This window comes from Clostridium manihotivorum, from assembly GCF_004015185.1.
In the GTDB taxonomy this organism is placed as follows: domain Bacteria; phylum Bacillota; class Clostridia; order Clostridiales; family Clostridiaceae; genus Clostridium_AR; species Clostridium_AR manihotivorum.
Map to the genome: position 1 here is coordinate 2,171,855 of NZ_CP025746.1, position 17,620 is coordinate 2,189,474.

General features: G+C 32.4%; 13 protein-coding genes and 1 pseudogene. 4 read left to right on the forward strand and 10 right to left on the reverse strand.

The features are described from left to right. Positions 1–5: 5 nt before the first annotated feature. Positions 6–107 (forward strand): annotated as a pseudogene (locus tag C1I91_RS29585) (YebC/PmpR family DNA-binding transcriptional regulator); the annotation flags it as partial. Positions 108–248: 141 nt separating this feature from the next. Here the strand turns inward: C1I91_RS29585 and C1I91_RS09680 are convergent. The 6 genes from C1I91_RS09680 to C1I91_RS09705 all read right to left on the reverse strand — a co-directional run bounded on the left by C1I91_RS09680 (position 249) and on the right by C1I91_RS09705 (position 9,136). Continuing rightward, a complete protein-coding gene (locus tag C1I91_RS09680; RefSeq protein WP_128212691.1) occupies positions 249–2,474 on the reverse strand; it encodes a sensor domain-containing diguanylate cyclase in 2,226 nt (741 codons plus the stop codon). A 304-nt stretch (positions 2,475–2,778) separates the two neighbouring features. After that, on the reverse strand, positions 2,779–3,753 hold the full coding sequence (locus C1I91_RS09685; protein ID WP_128212692.1) for a substrate-binding domain-containing protein: 975 nt from the start codon (positions 3,751–3,753) through the stop codon (positions 2,779–2,781). 16 nt (positions 3,754–3,769) lie between these two features. After that, positions 3,770–4,714, reverse strand: coding sequence for an ABC transporter permease (locus tag C1I91_RS09690; RefSeq protein WP_205694299.1), 945 nt, complete (start codon positions 4,712–4,714; stop codon positions 3,770–3,772). Positions 4,715–4,817: 103 nt separating this feature from the next. Beyond that, complete coding sequence (locus C1I91_RS09695; RefSeq protein WP_128212694.1) at positions 4,818–6,323, reverse strand: sugar ABC transporter ATP-binding protein; 1,506 nt, start codon at positions 6,321–6,323, stop codon at positions 4,818–4,820. Then, a complete protein-coding gene (locus tag C1I91_RS09700) occupies positions 6,324–7,118 on the reverse strand; it encodes a DeoR/GlpR family DNA-binding transcription regulator (RefSeq protein ID WP_128212695.1) in 795 nt (264 codons plus the stop codon). Between the two features lie 575 nt (positions 7,119–7,693). After that, positions 7,694–9,136, reverse strand: a complete 1,443-nt coding sequence (locus C1I91_RS09705) for a DDE-type integrase/transposase/recombinase (protein WP_128212696.1) — start codon at positions 9,134–9,136, stop codon at positions 7,694–7,696. A 177-nt stretch (positions 9,137–9,313) separates the two neighbouring features. On the opposite strand from C1I91_RS09705, the gene chvE reads away from it, so the two are divergent. The 3 genes from chvE (at position 9,314) to mmsB (ending at position 13,359) form a co-directional block, all read left to right on the forward strand. Further along, positions 9,314–10,402, forward strand: coding sequence for a multiple monosaccharide ABC transporter substrate-binding protein (chvE, locus tag C1I91_RS09710; RefSeq protein WP_128212697.1), 1,089 nt, complete (start codon positions 9,314–9,316; stop codon positions 10,400–10,402). 235 nt (positions 10,403–10,637) lie between these two features. After that, positions 10,638–12,200: a multiple monosaccharide ABC transporter ATP-binding protein gene (mmsA, locus tag C1I91_RS09715; RefSeq protein WP_128212698.1), complete on the forward strand. Its 1,563-nt coding sequence runs from the start codon at positions 10,638–10,640 to the stop codon at positions 12,198–12,200. Continuing rightward, a complete protein-coding gene (mmsB, locus tag C1I91_RS09720; RefSeq protein WP_128212699.1) occupies positions 12,193–13,359 on the forward strand; it encodes a multiple monosaccharide ABC transporter permease in 1,167 nt (388 codons plus the stop codon). Before mmsA ends, mmsB begins: the two co-directional genes overlap by 8 nt. 101 nt (positions 13,360–13,460) lie before the next feature. Here the strand turns inward: mmsB and sufU are convergent, their stop codons facing one another. The 4 genes from sufU to sufB are packed head-to-tail and all read right to left on the reverse strand — an operon-like array spanning position 13,461 to position 17,618. Further along, entirely contained in the window at positions 13,461–13,889 is a 429-nt protein-coding gene (gene sufU / locus C1I91_RS09725; RefSeq protein WP_128212700.1) for a Fe-S cluster assembly sulfur transfer protein SufU, read from the reverse strand. Continuing rightward, complete coding sequence (locus C1I91_RS09730) at positions 13,876–15,102, reverse strand: cysteine desulfurase (protein WP_128212701.1); 1,227 nt, start codon at positions 15,100–15,102, stop codon at positions 13,876–13,878. Before C1I91_RS09730 ends, sufU begins: the two co-directional genes overlap by 14 nt. Next, positions 15,095–16,204, reverse strand: a complete 1,110-nt coding sequence (gene sufD, locus C1I91_RS09735) for a Fe-S cluster assembly protein SufD (protein WP_128212702.1) — start codon at positions 16,202–16,204, stop codon at positions 15,095–15,097. Before sufD ends, C1I91_RS09730 begins: the two co-directional genes overlap by 8 nt. 13 nt (positions 16,205–16,217) lie before the next feature. Next, entirely contained in the window at positions 16,218–17,618 is a 1,401-nt protein-coding gene (gene sufB, locus C1I91_RS09740; protein ID WP_128212703.1) for a Fe-S cluster assembly protein SufB, read from the reverse strand. Between the last annotated feature and the right edge of the window lie 2 nt (positions 17,619–17,620).

Genomic DNA, 17,620 nt, shown 5'->3' on the forward strand with positions numbered 1-17,620 from the left:
GCTGAATAAAGGAAAATACTACTTTTAAATATTGGAATTACTTAAATTTTATATTCATAGATGATGATGTTCAAAATGTTTATCACAATGCTGAGTTCCCTGAATGATGGGAAGGATAGAAATAATAGATTAAAAAATTATAATGCTCTTAAAAGTTTAGCGGTTAAACTTTTAAGAGCATTCTTTGCTTAAGAGAGTGATTGATTACTAGTTCTAAGTAATTCAAACATAAACATGATTATCAAAACTTAGTTTATAAAAGTAGCTATCTGATTTTTACCTCTCTTTTTCGCTAGGTAAAGAGCATCATCTGCCTTTTTTATAAAGTCATTAATTGTTGTGTCTTCATTAGGAATAACTGAAGTTATTCCTATGGATAAAGTTACTCTGTCAGATACTTTAGAGTACTTGTGTGGTATATGTGCTAGAGCTACTTTGTTTCTTAAGTTTTCACAGAATGACACAGCTCTGTTTAATGGGGATTCTGGTAGAACTACTACGAATTCATCTCCTCCATATCTTGCAGGGAAATATGTTTCATCATTAACACTAGAAAGTATATCTGCTATTTTTATGATGCAGTCATCACCAGCAGTATGACCATAGTTGTCATTATATTCTTTAAAGTTATCTATATCAAAAATAATAAAAGACATAACCTTTTTTTCCTTAAGATGCTTTTTCCAAATGTTATCTAGAAACTTATCTAGTTTTCTTCTGTTTGGAATTTTAGTCATACTGTCATTTTCTGAAAGAAAAAGTAATTTTTCGTTTAGTTTTTTTAGTTCAAATTGAACCTTATGAGTTTTTTCTATTTCCATCTCTAATTGCTTTGACTTTATGGCGTTGTTTATAGCTATGGCAGCATAGGAAGAAAGTGATTTAATCATTTCTATATGATAAGCTGTAAATGCATTTTTCTCCTTGCTTTGTATAGACATTACTCCTATGATTTTTGTGTTTACCTTAAGTGGACAAAATATTATGGATTGAAGCTCATAGTTATTTTGATCAGCAACAGCCATATAGGTTTCTGTATCTATATATTTGGAGTACTCATTACTCATATCATTTATAATTATAAAATCTTCACTCTTTATGCATATGCTTGTGAAATTTGAGTAGTCACCAACATTTGTACTTGGTCTTTTGGTTTTATCTCCATTGTCTATTACATCTAGATAATTAACCACAGAATTTTCTTCATCATAAAGACCTACGCTTAAGTAAGTCAAATCCATAAAGTTCATTATACTTGAATAAAGTATGCCAACAATAGAATCTAAATCTAAGTTGGAGGTTATTTTTTGACCTAATTCACTTATAATTGATAGCTTATCTACTAATAGCTTTAAGGATTCAGATTGCATTCTTAAGTTTTCATTTTTATCGATTATTTCCTTCTTTTCGATTTCTATCTTTTTGATCTTTTTACTGATATTTAAGTTGTTTATTCTGTGTTTGTTTAAAAAAGATGCATTTATTCTCTCGTTCTCTAGGTGCATATTAAAATACTTAAAAGCAGTTTCGTAATCTTTCTTTTCTGCATAGAAGGTTGATAGAATAGAAGCTATCTCAGAAATTTTCTCTACAAAATTATTCTTAACTGATAAATCGTAGGCTTTATGTAATGAAGCTAGAGCTTCATCTAGTTTATTTCTATCCTTAAGATAATTATAATAACTTATGTAAATATCAATCTCATTATATGGCGACCGTTCTTTTAAAGTGCTGTTAATTGTAATATTAAAATATTTGTCAGCCATTTCAAAGTTTTTCTTCTTCCAATAGCTGAGTGCAAGAAGCTTATAACATTCTGGCTCGCCTAAAGGATAATTATATTTTTTAAAGCATTCTAAGGCAATAAAGGATAGAAGTTTAGATTTATCATATTCTTCCAGCAGATAATATAATTCACCTAAACTTAATACTGCAACACCTTTAGATAATTGGAAGTCATAATTTTCATCTATATTATAAGCTCTAGTACAGTACTCTAGGGATTCATCATAAGCTTTAAGTAACTTATAGTTTTCTGCGGTATTATTTAGTGTACGAACTATACATTTTTCCTTGGTTGAATTTTTATCAAACTTCTTACCAGAATCTATTAGATATGCTGCTTCTTCGGCACTATTATAAAAGTCCATACCTCTTTCGTAATCACCAAGTTCGCTAAAGGAATTGCCTAGTAGATTGTATGAACTCCATTGAAGATCGTATATATTCTCTTTAATAAAATAGTTAAGAGAGTCGAAGATTAGGTCTATAGCTTCTTCATAATTGCCAATGTTATAATAAGCGCTAGCTAGCATATGTTTAGAGGCAGCTATACCTAATTCATAATTTAATACCTTAGACCTTTCTAGAGTGTTAAGCGAAAGTTCAATAGTCTTCTCAGGGCTAACGTATCTGATTTCATTTATTTTTGAAAGAAGCATGTCTATTTCATTTATATTAGTTTCTTTATCCATAAGAACTCCCCATTAAATTGAAAAACTTATAATTTTATTTATAAATATACCATAAATCTACATTGAATCCAATAAATTTATACTAATATATTAAATTTTAATCATGAAATCTTCAAAATTTAATATAATTCATTATTATCATAAAAAAATGTAACAAAGTAGTGTGCATATTATATTAGTATTGTGAATATAGTAAAAAAATATGTAGAATCAAAGGACAGATACACAGGAAAAAATAAACTGATAGCTCTATTAGCAATTCATAGAACTATCAGTTTAGATATTATTTAGAACACCTCGGTTTTTAATTATGTAGATACTTATCTACATTTTTATCTGTTATAACAGTTACGCCAGTATCTACAAAGTACGGAATATCATATACTTTGTCCTTGGACTTGATAAAGTTTGGGTCGCTTAAATCGTATAAAAAATCCATTGCAGTAGAACCCATTTTGTAGGTGTTTTGTGCTATAGTTGCATTAATTACACCGGTTTTTATGGCTCCAAGAGTACCTTGGTCTGTATCAAAACCAACTATTTTTACCTTACCTTGAAGTTTGGCTTCAGTAACAGCTGTTGCAGCTCCAACTCCACTGTTAGCATCAGAGCAAAAAATTCCTCTTATATTTGGATGAATTTGAAGAAAGCTAGAAACTAGCTTTGCAGATTCTATGCTATCGCCTTTGCAATTGCCTATTTGAACAATTTTAATATTATTGTAGTTTCTTTTTATCTTATTAATAAATCCTTGTAACCGTTGTTCATGATTTTCTTGCTCGGGCAAGGTCATTATTGCAATCTCTCCGCCAGTTGGCTCCATAAGATTTGCTAAGGTTTCTGCAGCAATGGCTCCAGCTTTTTCATTGCCTGTAGCCAAATATGAGAACCTATTACTAGATGGTGAGTCAGCATCAAAGGTTACTATAGGTATTCCCATAGAAATTGCTTTATTTATGGAATTTGAGAAGGCATTTGGATTGGCACAAGAAATTGCAATTCCTGCAGGCTTTTTTGAAAGAACTTGTTCTAAAATTGTAACTTCTTGATTTATATCATACTGGATGCTTCCTGTGTAGTGAGTGTTGACACCTAAAGACTTACCTTTCTCAGAAAAGCCTTGGTAGGCACCTTTCCAATACTCTATTCCTGAGAGAAAGGTAATCATGTAAAAATCCTTGGTTTGCTGTTCTTTTTTAGTTTGATTTTTATGAATAATAAAAGTGAAAGTTGAAATAAGGGTTATACATAGAACTAAAGATAATAAAGCTCTTTTCATATTCTAAACCATCCTTTTACCTGTTCAATTTTCTCTTGTGGGAGAAGAAGTCAAAAGTAACTGCAATCAACAATATAATACCGTTTATAAAATCTTGCCAGTATACAGGGACGTTTAGTAGAATAAGACCATTATTTATTATGTTAAGCAAGATAACGCCTAATACTCCTCCGAGAATGGTTCCCTCACCACCGCTTAAGCTTGCACCACCTATTACTGCAGCTGAAATACCCCGCATACTAACATCAGCACCTAAACCAACAGATGGTGTTGCTACTGAAAATCTAGCCATATTGATTATTCCAGCAAAGCTTGCTAAAAAGGCTGCTAATAGATAAACGCTTATTTTTACTTTAGCTGTGTTTATACCAGTAAGTATAGCTGCGTTTTCGTTGCTTCCTGTATAGAAGATCTTTCTAAGAAGGTCAGACTTTTTTGCTACAAAATCGAAAATGATAGTAAGTGCTACGAATAACAGAACAACTATTGGAATATTAAAAAATATACCTTGTCCTATTTTAAAGAAGGAAGCAGGGGCATTAAATATTGATATTGGAGAACCTTCTGTGATAACATAGGCTAAACCGCGAACTATTCCCATTACAGCTATAGTTGTTATAAAAGGGCTTAGTCCAACTTTACCTATAAAGAAACCGTTAAGTAGACCACAGAGTAATCCAACAGCAAGTCCTATGATACAGGCAAGCCAGATATTAAGGCCAGACTTAAATAGTACTGCAGTGGTAATTGAGGATAGAGACATAATAGAACCAAGGGAAAAGTCTATACCTCCGGATATAAGCACTAAAGTAATGCCTATTGTAATTATGCCGTCAGAAGAAAGTCCTATAGCTGTAGAAAAAATATTTTTTTCAGTCAAAAAATGGGGGGAGACAATAGCCAAAAAAGTAGAACTTACGATGATTGATATCATAACAGTACCTTCTCTAACAGTTTTCAATTTTGAAATAAGTCGCAAGAAAAGGTTTTCAAAAGTTTCGAATCTAGATTTAGTTGATTTTGTAGAATTCATGATTTGCTCCTCTCTTAATTAAAGTGTTTGACTATTTTTCATCAAAACTACCAGTGCAATAGTACATTATTCTTTCTTGGGTGGCTACATTTCTTTCAATATTAGCCACAAGTCTGCCTTCATATATAACTAAGATTCTGTCGCACATTCCTATAAGTTCGTTGATATCGGAAGAAATAAGTATTATAGAAACATTTTTTGATACTAGTTCATTCATGATATTATAAATATCAACCTTAGATGGAATATCTATGCTTCTAGTTGGCTCGTCCATTATTAAAACTTTTGATTTGCACATAATCCATTTAGAGAATAAGGTTTTCTGTTGGTTACCGCCGCTTAAATAATTTACCTTATCATCGATTGAAAATGATTTTATGTTTACTCGTTTAGAATAATTATTAGTAAGCTCTTTTTCAATCTTTCCGTCTATAATATGTTTATTTGTAACCTTATCCAAGCTTGCAGAAGATATATTGTTGCATATGGAAATATTATTAAATAGTCCTTCGCTTACCCTGTCCTGAGGGATATATCCTATGCCAGCTTTAACAGCATTAGAAGTAGAACTTAGAGAAATTTCTTTATTATTAATAAATATATGACCGGAGTCCATCTTATTTGCTCCAAATAAACACTTTATCATGTTACTCTTACCAGAGCCTGCTAACCCTACTATTCCTAAGATTTCTTTCTCTCTTAGTGAAAAGGATATATCTTTTGCGAAGTTTTTATAATTTAAATTGGTAACTCTGAAAACTTCTTTTCCTAACTTCATATCTAGCTTTGGATATCGTTTTCTCAGTTCTAGACCAGACATCATATGCAATAGCTCGTCTATATTATAGTTAGCAATACTTTGATTTCCCACTAACTCACCATCTCTAATTACAATTATTTGATCTCCAATGTTCTTTATGTTTTCAAGATTATGAGTTATATATATGATTGCTACCCCGGATTTTTTTAATTCACTTATCATATCGAAGAGAAATTTACACTCCATTTCTGTTAGGGAAGAAGTGGGTTCATCCATTATAATTAACCTAGCTTTTGATATATAAGCTTTGCATATAGCCACTATTTGTTTTTCAGCCAGGTCTAGTTCAGATACGATTTTTTTACAATCTATATTGATATTGAATTTTTTAAATAGGCTTATACATTGCTTATAAAGTTTTCCTTTATCTATTAATTTTAGGTGCTTACTTTTATAAGGAAGGCTACCTATAAATATATTTTCTGCTACGGAAAAATGCTCAAATAGATAGGTGTCTTGGTGAATCATTTCAATTCCATAATCCTTAGCTTCTCTGGGATTATTTATGGATACTTTTTTTGATTCAATAAAAATTGAACCTGAATCTAAGGGGTTAATGCCTATGATTGTATTCATCAAGGAGGATTTGCCTGAGCCGTTTTGACCTAAAAGAACTAGAACCTCTCCAGAATAAAGTTTTAAAGATATATTTTTTAATGAAAAGTAATCTGAAAATTTTTTGGAAACATTAAATAATTCCAATACCAAGTCATTCATCTACATTCCACCTTCATAAGAATTAAATGCTGTAAATAGCTTTATATTATTATCAAAAAAATAATTTTTATAGTTATCTGGTATATTAGGGTTTGTAATTATCTTATGTGCAATATCCAAAGATGAACCAATCTGGTAGAAAGCTATATCGTCAAAACAATTATAAGTGCATACTATTATGATTTCTTTTGTTATCTGGAGCATTTCTTTTATCACAGAAGCTTTATCCATGCCTTGAATAGTATAGCCCCTGTCTGTAGATACTCCATCAACCTCTATAAAAGTCTTAGAAACGTAAAACCTTCTTAGGTTTTCTTCTGTTAATTTACCATTTAAGGTCATTGATGATGAGTCCAAGTCCCCGCCTGGAATTATAACTTTGATAGAAGGATTGGAGTTTAACTCATATGCAATGTTGAGGTCATTAGTAAGCACGGTGACGTTCTTTTTGGTTAAGATTTTTTTTGCTATATGTAAGTTGGTAAGACCAGGACTTAGCATTATAACATCATTATCTTCTATCATATGAGAAGCTATATTGCTTATTTCTTCTCTTTCATTCATTAACGGGTCATAGCTCGATGGGGAGATTTCTATATTTTCTTCAGAAGCAGTTTCGTTGAGTATTGCACCACCATGAGTTCTGGAAAGGAAGCCTTCTGACTCCAGTTTTTCAAGATCTCTTCTTATGGTCACTTCAGTAACATTTAGCATACTACTAAGGCTTGTTACATTTATATGCTTCTTATCTAATAAAATACTTTTTATGATTCTTAGTCTTTCTGCTGCGAACATATTATCCTCCAAAAATTCGGTAAGTATATAGAAAATTATATATTATAGTGTAATTATGTACAATAAAGAAAAGGAAAAAACATAAACGAAAATAAAAATAAAATTATTCATTCGCATTAATTTCTAAGTAGATTTAATAATGAAAACAAGTAAAAATAAGTACTTGTATCAAAGTTAAAACTAAATATAACGAAACAAATTGAACATAAACGAAAATAAAAATAAAAAATAGTATTGCATTAGTAAAAAAATGGTGATAATATAAAGTTGTAATCGATAGTAAACGTAAACATGGAAACGTTAATGATTATATAATTTTTATAAGTATTCGTTTGTGTTCATTTGTGTTTAAAAATCTTCGAGTATATGTAGATTGTATAATCGGAGATCAAAATATTTATTTATTGATAGTGTAAAGTATCCTATGAAAAAAACTTAAAAATCGATTGGCAAGCCCTTGGTAGATATTTATGGAAAAATAGTATTTAGAAGGTTACGTTTTTCAGATTTATGGTATGCAAAAAAAGCCTTCGGGTGACGGAGGAAAAAAATACAATATAGACTTTTGGAGGTTATCACGAGGTTTTAGCTTTTTCTTGCATTTCAATAATTGCTTGTTGACCGAGACTGATAAGAATTTGCCATTTTGCTGGCATATTATCAGCAATGCTTATAGGATCAATTTCGTTTAAAGGACGCCAGTAATTATAAGGATGAGGTCTTAAGAAGTTGTAGTATGCGACCCAAAGAGAAACTCCGTAAAGGGCGCCGTCTTGACTTCCGTAACCGCAAGTAACACGGTATGATGACTTGAAAGTGCGGTTTAATCGCTCAACAACTTGTTTTACCCAACGAAATTCTTCAGAAACAGCATCGTCATTGGTAAGTCCAATTACTTGAGTAATGTTAAAGTCTTTATTTTCTTCTAACTCAAATTGCTGTTTAGCTAAAGGATAAGCACTATAACCATCAGCAATGAACTTTAGTAGCTTGCCAGGGAATATCTTAAACTTGTCAAAAGCCATTCTCATTGCTAGTATGCATGGACCTACTGCTCTTGTATCAGATACTTGATAACCAAGAATTGATTTTTTACAAGCATCCATGACAATCCACACATAATGTTTAATCCCTTTTACTTTGATGTAAGTTTCATCAGCAGAAAGGATATTGGAAGGTTTGTAGTCAAAAGTATCAACAAAAGGCTTTATTACAGCGGCAGCAGTTAAAGCATAATTAGCAACCATGGTGTGAGATATTTTTATACCGTGCACTTCCGCTAACGCGTGAGCGGTCTGGCGAGTTGATAACTTGAGGTTAACATGATAAGTCAAACACAGTCCCATAATGTGGGGATTGAACTTCTTGAAATTAAAATTGACAGCACGTTTTGGAAGTGCACGCAAATCCATCTTAAAGAAATTTATGGTGAATTCTCTGTAAATATAATGAAGTTTATATTGATGCTTCTCGGATTCTTCTATGTTACTTGGAAGTATCTTGAGACCATCTAGATAATAAGAACATTTAGGGTTTGTACATTTATGAATACGAAAATGCTTTCTATCTTTCTTTTGAGTGAGAGTCTTACCACAATAAGGACATATAAGAACTAAAGGTTTAGTTGCGTAATTACTTTCATTGAAATTTAGGCCACAAACCTTGCATTGGAACTGTCCTCTATTACCGTTGTTATCGTAGATAAAATGGTGAGGTGCTCCACATTTTGGGCAAACAATTTTATCTGAGATAGTTATACCGGAACGTCTTTGGACGGGTTTCACTTGCTTCTTGTATTTGTGCTGATAATAAGCTAATAAAAGCTTATAATCAACTTTTTCAAAGCGAATGATTTTAGGCAAATTATCAACTTTAAATTTTTGATATTCTGGGCTTTTTGAATCTTCAAATGCCCATTGATTTAAAGGAATATGTTTTGAAATGAAGATGGTTAGTTGATAAATAATTTTTATTAGATATTGATTATATAAAAGTAAATAAGTTATAATTGAAGCCAAGACGATGACACCCTTTCATGTGATTTTTGTTGGATAAGCGCTTCAATTATAACATGAATTTAGGGGGTCATTGTTTTTTTATTACGAAAAACTCTGTAACCCTTGATATATAAAGAATAAATTTTAAAAGTGGTGTAAATAACTTTACACTATCTATTTATTGAAAGGGGTATTTTTATGAAAAAGTTATTGGTGGGTTTATTAACGGCTGCAATGATGTTCACTATGACAGCTTGCGGTACAAGTAAGACAGGAGATAGCGTTGCTGCTTCTGCTACAAAAAAGAAAATAGGTATAGCAATGCCTACAAAGTCTTCTCAAAGATGGATTGATGATGGAAACAACATGGTGTCAGAGCTTAAAAAGTTAGGATATGATACTGATCTTCAATACGCAGAAGACGTTGTAGAAAATCAGGTTTCTCAAATTGAAAACATGATTACCAAAGGAGCTAATCTTCTAGTTGTAGCTTCAATAGATGGAGAAGCTTTATCAGATGTACTTCAAAAGGCTAAAGACGCTAATATTCCAGTTATATCCTATGACAGATTAATAAAGAAGACTTCCAATGTGGATTACTATGTAAGTTTTGATAACTTTAAGGTAGGAGTTCTACAAGGTCAATATATAGAAGAGAAATTAGGCTTAAAAGATGGAAAAGGTCCTTTTAACATAGAACTATTTGCTGGTTCACCAGATGATAATAATGCTTATTATTTCTTTGATGGAGCTATGTCTGTACTAAAACCATATATAGATAAAGGTAAATTAGTAGTAAAGAGTGGACAGACTAAATTTGATCAGATGGCTATTTTGAGATGGGATGGAGCGACAGCTCAATCAAGAATGGATAATCTTTTAAGTAAGTATTATGCAACAGATAAGGTAGATGTAGTTTTATCACCATTTGACGGAATTTCAATGGGTATAATTTCATCATTAAAGGGTGTTGGATATGGTAAAGGCGATAAGAAGATGCCTTTAGTTACAGGACAAGATGCAGAATTAGCTTCAGTAAAATCTATAATTGCTGGTGACCAAACTGAAACAATATTTAAGGATACCAGAATACTGGCTAAGCAAGCAGCAAAGATGGCAGATCAAATGATAAAGGGAGAAAAAGTAGAGGTTAATGATGAAAAGACATATAACAATGGTAATAAAGTAGTTCCATCCTTCCTATGTGTTCCGGTAAATGTGGATAAGGATAACTACAAGAAGGAATTAGTAGACAGTGGTTACTATAGTGAGGATAAACTTAAATAGTAGAATTAGTTAGAGTTTATTAATTAACACATGTAATTAATAATCAAAATCTTCGACATTTAGTTTGAAACGAAGAATTTAAATTGAAGTGTTTTATTTAAAGATGTACCAGTTGAGTTTGAAAACGATTATGCAATCTATTTTGCTCTTGGGAGAAGTGTAGATTTCAGTACCAATTGGTACATCTTTATAAAATTACATCTCAAACTTTACTAAAACAAGGAGATGATTAAAGATGTCGGAAGTTCTTTTAGAGATGAAAAATATTGTTAAGACCTTTCCAGGTGTAAAAGCTCTAAATAACGTTAATTTAAAAGTTAAAAAAGGAGAGATTCATTCTTTAGTAGGGGAAAATGGGGCTGGTAAGTCTACTTTGATGAAGGTTTTAAGTGGAGTTTATCCCCATGGAACATATGAAGGAGATATTCTTTTTGATGGAAAGGTATGTAGTTTTGCAAGTATCAAAGAAAGTGAAAAGCTTGGAATTGTTATCATACATCAAGAGCTTGCTTTGATTCCATATCTATCTATAGCCGAGAACATATATTTAGGAAATGAGCTGAGTAAAAATAAACCTTTAAATCGTGGAGTTATTGACTGGACGCAGACTAGATTATCAACCTCTGTACTTTTAAAATCTGTAGGGTTAGATGAAGACCCAGAGACCCCTATTATAAATCTTGGGGTAGGTAAACAGCAGTTAGTAGAAATAGCAAAGGCTTTATCTAAAAATGTAAGACTTCTTATTTTAGATGAACCTACAGCTGCTTTAAATGAAGATGATAGTGAAAACTTACTCAACCTTATGGTGGAGTTAAAGAATAAAGGAATCTCATGCATATTGATATCTCACAAATTAAATGAGGTTTCTAAGGTGGCGGATTCAATCACAATTTTAAGAGATGGAGCAACCATAGAAACAATAGATGTTGGAGATGAAAAAATAAGTGAAGACAGAATTATAAAGGGTATGGTTGGAAGAGACCTTACTGATCGTTTCCCAAAACGAGATAATGTAAAAATCGGAGAAGTGTTTTTTGAAGTTAAGAACTGGGAGGTATATCACCCTCTACAGGAAGATAGAAAAATAATCGACAATGTAAATCTTAACATAAGAAAAGGTGAAGTTGTTGGAATAGCAGGACTTATGGGAGCAGGTAGAACAGAGTTTGCCATGAGTGTCTTTGGAAAATCCTATGGTAAGAAAATAAGCGGGAAGGTTATAAAAGATGGGAAAGAGCTGCATCTAAACAATGTAAGCAAAGCTATTGAAAGTGGTATAGCTTACGTTACTGAGGATAGAAAGAGTGCAGGACTTATATTAATGGATGATATTAAGAAAAATATTTCAATGGCTAACTTAAAAAAGATTACTAAAAATCTAGTTGTAAATGAAAATGAAGAAATCTTAGTTGCAGAAGATTTTAGAAATAAGATGAACATAAAATCGCCAAATGTCTTTCAAGCTACAGGAAACCTAAGTGGAGGAAACCAGCAAAAGGTAGTACTTAGTAAATGGATTTTTACAGATCCTGATCTCCTTATATTGGATGAGCCTACTAGAGGTATAGATGTAGGAGCTAAATATGAAATTTATACAATAATAAATAAGTTAGTTGAAGAGGGAAAAGGAGTACTTTTGATTTCTTCAGAGCTTCCTGAAGTATTAGGTATGTGTGACAGAATATACGTAATGAACGAAGGAAGGTTAGTAGGAGAGTTAGATGGTAAGGATGCCACTCAAGAAAAGATTATGAAATATATAGTTAATAATCATAGGGGGAAGGAAAATGGATAATATAAAGAAAATATTTAAAAATAATATCAGACAATACGGAATGATAATAGCATTAATATCTATAATAATTCTTTTTCAGATTTTGACCGGAGGTTCATTGCTAAAACCTTTAAATGTTACTAATTTGATATTACAGAATAGTTATATATTGGTACTAGCTATTGGAATGCTTTTGGTAATAGTTGACTTTAATGTAGACTTGTCTGTCGGATCAGTAGCTGCCTTCATAGGAGCTCTAGCTGCAATTTTTATGGTTACTAATAAGATGCCTTTTGTTTTAGCTATAGTAATAAGTTTAGTAGTTGGTGCTCTTATTGGAGCATTTCAAGGTTTTTGGGTTTCATATGTCAAGATACCATCCTTTATAGTAACCTTGGCTAGTATGCTTATCTTTAGAGGATTAACGATGATAACGCTAAAGGGACAATCTATAGGGCCTTTCCCTACAGGTTTTCAAAAGATAGCATCAGGTTTTATCCCAGATTTCTTTCATGGTAAAGGAATTCATATAACCACTGTTTTAATAGGAATAATAGGTTCGATAATATATATTATAAGTCAAATAAAGAAGAAACAAACTCAACAAAAATACGGCTTTGCACAAGAATCTATAGGGGTTTTTGTAGCAAAAATAGTAGTTGTGTTATTGGCTGTGAATGCCTTCACAATAGTACTTGCTGAGTATAGAGGACTTCCAAATGTTCTTGTGTTATTATTTATACTTATTGCCGGATATACTTTCATTACAAGTAAAACTATAATAGGAAGAAGAATATACGCAGTTGGAGGAAATGAAAAAGCTGCTGCCTTATCTGGTATTAAGACTAAGAAGGTTACTTTCTGGGTATTTATAAACATGGGAGTTTTAGCAGCTTTATCTGGTCTAGTTTTTGCAGCAAGACTTAATGCTGGTACACCTAAGGCAGGTAATGGATTTGAGCTTGATGCCATCGCAGCTTGTTATATAGGAGGAGCTTCCGCTAGTGGTGGAGTAGGAACTATAATAGGAGCAATTATTGGTGGTTTAGTTATGGGAGTAATGAATAACGGTATGTCCCTTGTAGGTTTAGGTATTGATTGGCAACAAGCCATAAAAGGTATGGTATTACTACTTGCAGTTGCTTTTGATATATATACAAAATCAAAAAGTGGCAAATAATTAAAGAGCTTTTTAACATTACTTTAATGATTAGTTAAAAGACGTACTATTTTATATTGGAACGCTGTTCTAATATGAAGTAGTACGTCTTAATAGTTTTCTTATTCACTTTTTATAGCTTCATTTAGAGTGTGCCAAGCTAGAACTGCACATTTAACTCTAGCAGGCATATTAGATATATTTTTGAATATAAGAGCATCTTCTAATTTTTCTAGCTCTTCATCATCAGTGATATCTTTCTTAATCATAGAAATAAAAGTGTTTACAAGCTCTAAAGCTTCAGTTTTTCTCTTGCCTTTAATAAGGTCTATCATTATTGAAGTTGAAGCTTGAGATATAGCGCAGCCTGTTCCTGTGAAAGCAGCATCTTTTATAAAGTCACCTTCAAATTTAATTTCAAGCTGTATTTCGTCACCACAACTAGGATTATGGCCTTTTTCTACTCTATCTAGTACTTCAAGATGACGCTTATTTCTAGTTGAATTGTTGTGTTCCATTATTAATTGAGTATAAATATTACTTAGATCCATAACCAAATAACCTCCTAGCATACTCTAGTGCAGAAACTAAAGCATCTATATCTTCCTTATTATTGTAGACTGAAACGCTAAGTCTGCAAGTGGAATTTATATTAAGATATCTCATTAGTGGTTGGGCACAATGATTTCCAGCTCTTACACACACACCTTTTGAATCAAGAATTGTTGCTAAGTCATGAGGATGTATACCATCTATTGTAAATGATATTACAGATCCTAAAAGATCCTTATTACTTGTAGTATAAATCTTCACAAATCCTAATTCGTTCAATTTATCATAAGCATAAGATATAATTTCATGCTCATGTTTCATTATATTGTCAATACCTATAGAGTTTATAAAGTCTATAGCTTCAGATAAACCTATGACACCTTCGACATTTTGAGTTCCACCTTCAAATTTATGAGGTAATTCATCAAAGGTTGTTTCTTGTTCATATACATATTCAACCATGTCCCCACCGTAAAGGAAGGGAGGCATTTCTTCAAGAAGCTCTTGTTTTCCGTATAAAACACCGATGCCCATAGGAGCGAACATTTTATGACCAGAAAAAACTAAGAAATCTGCATCTAATTTTTGAACATCTACTTTTCTATGGGCTATGCTTTGAGCAGCATCTACAACAACCTTTGCACCTACAGCATGAGCTTTATGAATAATATACTCAACTGGATTTAAAGTACCTAGAACATTGGATGCATGACCTATAGCGACAAGCTTTGTTTTCGATGTTATCTTTTTATCTATTTCTTCCTGAGTATACTCATAGTCGGGGCTTAAATAGAAGTAGTTTAATTTGCAGCCTTTAGCTTTTGCTATTTGCTGCCAAGGAATAAGGTTTGAATGGTGTTCTGTTATTCCTATAACTATTTCATCATCTTTGTTTAAGTTGAAGTTACCGTAAGAGTAGGCTATAAGGTTAAGAGCTTCAGTGGTACCTTTGGTAAAGATAACTTCCTTAGAAGACTTTGCATTTATAAAATCCTTAACTTTTTCTCTTCCTTGCTCAAAGCTATCGGTAGCCATAACGCTTAAAGTATAAGCTCCTCTATGAGGATTTGCATTTATTTCCCTATAGTATTTGTTCAAAGCTTCTATTACAGAAGTTGGCTTTTGAGTGGTGGCAGCACTATCAAGATATACCACTGGTAAGCCATTGAAGCTCTGATCTAAAATAGGAAATAATTCTTTTAAGTTATTCATTTTGAAGCCTGTTCTTTACAGAATCCATTAATTGCTGCCTTAGATCTTCTACTGGAATCTTATCTATTATTGGTGTTAGATAACCTTCAATCATAAGCTTCTTAGCATTTATTTCACTTATACCTCTGCTCATAAGATAGAATAGAGCATCTTCATCTATCTTACCTGCTGAAGCAGCATGCTGTCCTTCAACATCATGTTCTTCACAAAGCAGTAACGGTATTGAGTTATTTCTAGCGTTCTTAGATAGAAGCATTACGTATTCTTCTTCAGAGCCTTTGGACTTTGAAGCGCCAGTTTTAAAATCAAGTGTTCCTCTAAAAGTCTTTTTAGCCTTATCTGCTAAAACACCCTTTACATCTATATTACTAGTGGTTTTCTTACCTAGGTGAGTCATTTTATAATTAATATCTATTAGCCTATCGGAATCACCGTAATATATTGACTCTATGGTGCTTTCGCTGTTATTTCCTGAAAGTACTGAGGAGTAATTGGTAATTGCCTTTTTAGCACCTAGTTCTATAGGAACTAAGTTAACTTTAGCGCCTTCTTCAACCATAGAAAATAATGAATTAAAGTGGTTAGTGTTATAGTTTAAATCTTGAACTACATAAAGGTTTATAGTAGCTCCCTTTTTAGCTAGTATTTTAGTTAATCCATTGTGATAGTAGGCTTCCTCATCCTTAGAGGTATATTTAACTAGTATACTTACTGTGCTGTTTTCTCCCACAAATATTAAACTTTTATCTATAAGCTTAGGATTCTTAGTATTTAATTCATAATCTACATAAATTAATTCATCCACAGTTTTGTTAGCTGGTACAGTTAGAGCAAAGCCAGCGTTGCTTGATTCTATAATTTCTTCAAGCTGTATTTTTGAAACTCCTTCATAATCACTATCGCTAAATAGCGCTTCCAGAGTTTGTGCCTTTGCTATGGGATGAAGGGAGTATTCTGGAGTTTCTTTGAATTCACAATATTCTCTCTCATAATTTTCTTCAGGTATATCTATTTCTTCCTTTAAGGAAACACTGTTTATCTTAAGCCATCTAAATGTGCTTACCGGTATTTGATTTAACTCTTTTAAAATCTTGTTTTCCAATCTTCACCCCTCCTTATCCTATAGTGCCTTCAAGCTCGATATTAATTAAATTATTCATTTCTACAGCATATTCTAGAGGGAGTTCCTTTGTGATAGGATCTACGAAACCTCTAACTATCATAGCTTTAGCTTCTTCTTCGTCTATACCTCTGCTCATCAAGTAGAATATAGCTTCGTCGCTTATTCTTCCTATCTTAGCTTCGTGTCCGATATCTACTTCATCATTTTCAATCTGTATCACAGGTATTGTGTCTGACTTTGATTTGCTGTCCAGCATCAATGATTCGCAAGATACATAAGATTTTGAATTAACAGCGTTGCTATTTATTTTTACTACACCTCTATAAACTGCAGTTCCACCATCTTTTGAGATAGATTTTGAGTGTATAGTTGATGAAGTGTTTGGAGCAGCGTGAACCACCTTAGTACCAGTATCAAGGGTTTGACCGCTTGAAGCAAAAGTTATTCCAGTAAACTCAGATTTAGCACCTTCACCTTTTAATATACTCATTGGGTAAAGCATAGAAACCTTTGAACCAAAGGATCCGGATACCCATTCTATAGTACCGTTCTTTTCTACAACACATCTTTTTGTATTAAGATTTAACATGTTTCTAGACCAGTTTTCAATGGTTGAATATCTTAGCTTTGCATCTTCTCTTACGAATAGTTCTACGCATCCAGCATGTAGGTTGGTTACGCTATATTTTGGAGCTGAGCAACCTTCTATAAAATGAAGCTTTGCTCCCTTTTCTACAATTATAAGAGTATGTTCAAACTGACCAGAACCAGGAGAGTTTAATCTGAAGTAGCTTTGAAGTGGAATATCTACTTGAACTCCTTCAGGAACATATACAAAGGAGCCACCAGACCAAACAGCACCATGAAGTGCAGCAAACTTATGATCACTAGGAGGAACAAGTTTCATAAAATGTTCTCTCACTATATCTTCATAGTCTCTAACTGCAGTTTCCATATCTGTATATACTACGCCTTGTTTAACTAGTTCTTCCTTAACATTGTGGTAAACAACTTCTGAATCATATTGAGCACCTACACCGGCTAGTGACTCTCTTTCAGCTTGAGGTATACCAAGTCTTTCGAAAGTGCTTTTTATATCTTCAGGGACCTTATCCCAAGAACCAGTCATAGGGGTGTCTGGCTTAACGTAGGTTACGATGTTATCCATATCAAGTTCGCTTATATCTGGTCCCCAAGTTGGTACAGATATAGAATTGTATATTCTCAAAGATTTAAGTCTAAAGTTTAACATCCATTCTGGTTCATTCTTTTCTTTTGATATGTTAATTATGATCTCTTCAGTTAATCCTTTTTCTGACTTGTAACTAAAATTGTCTTCATTATAGATATCATAAATACCTCTATCTATATCCTCAACATATGTTTTACTCATCT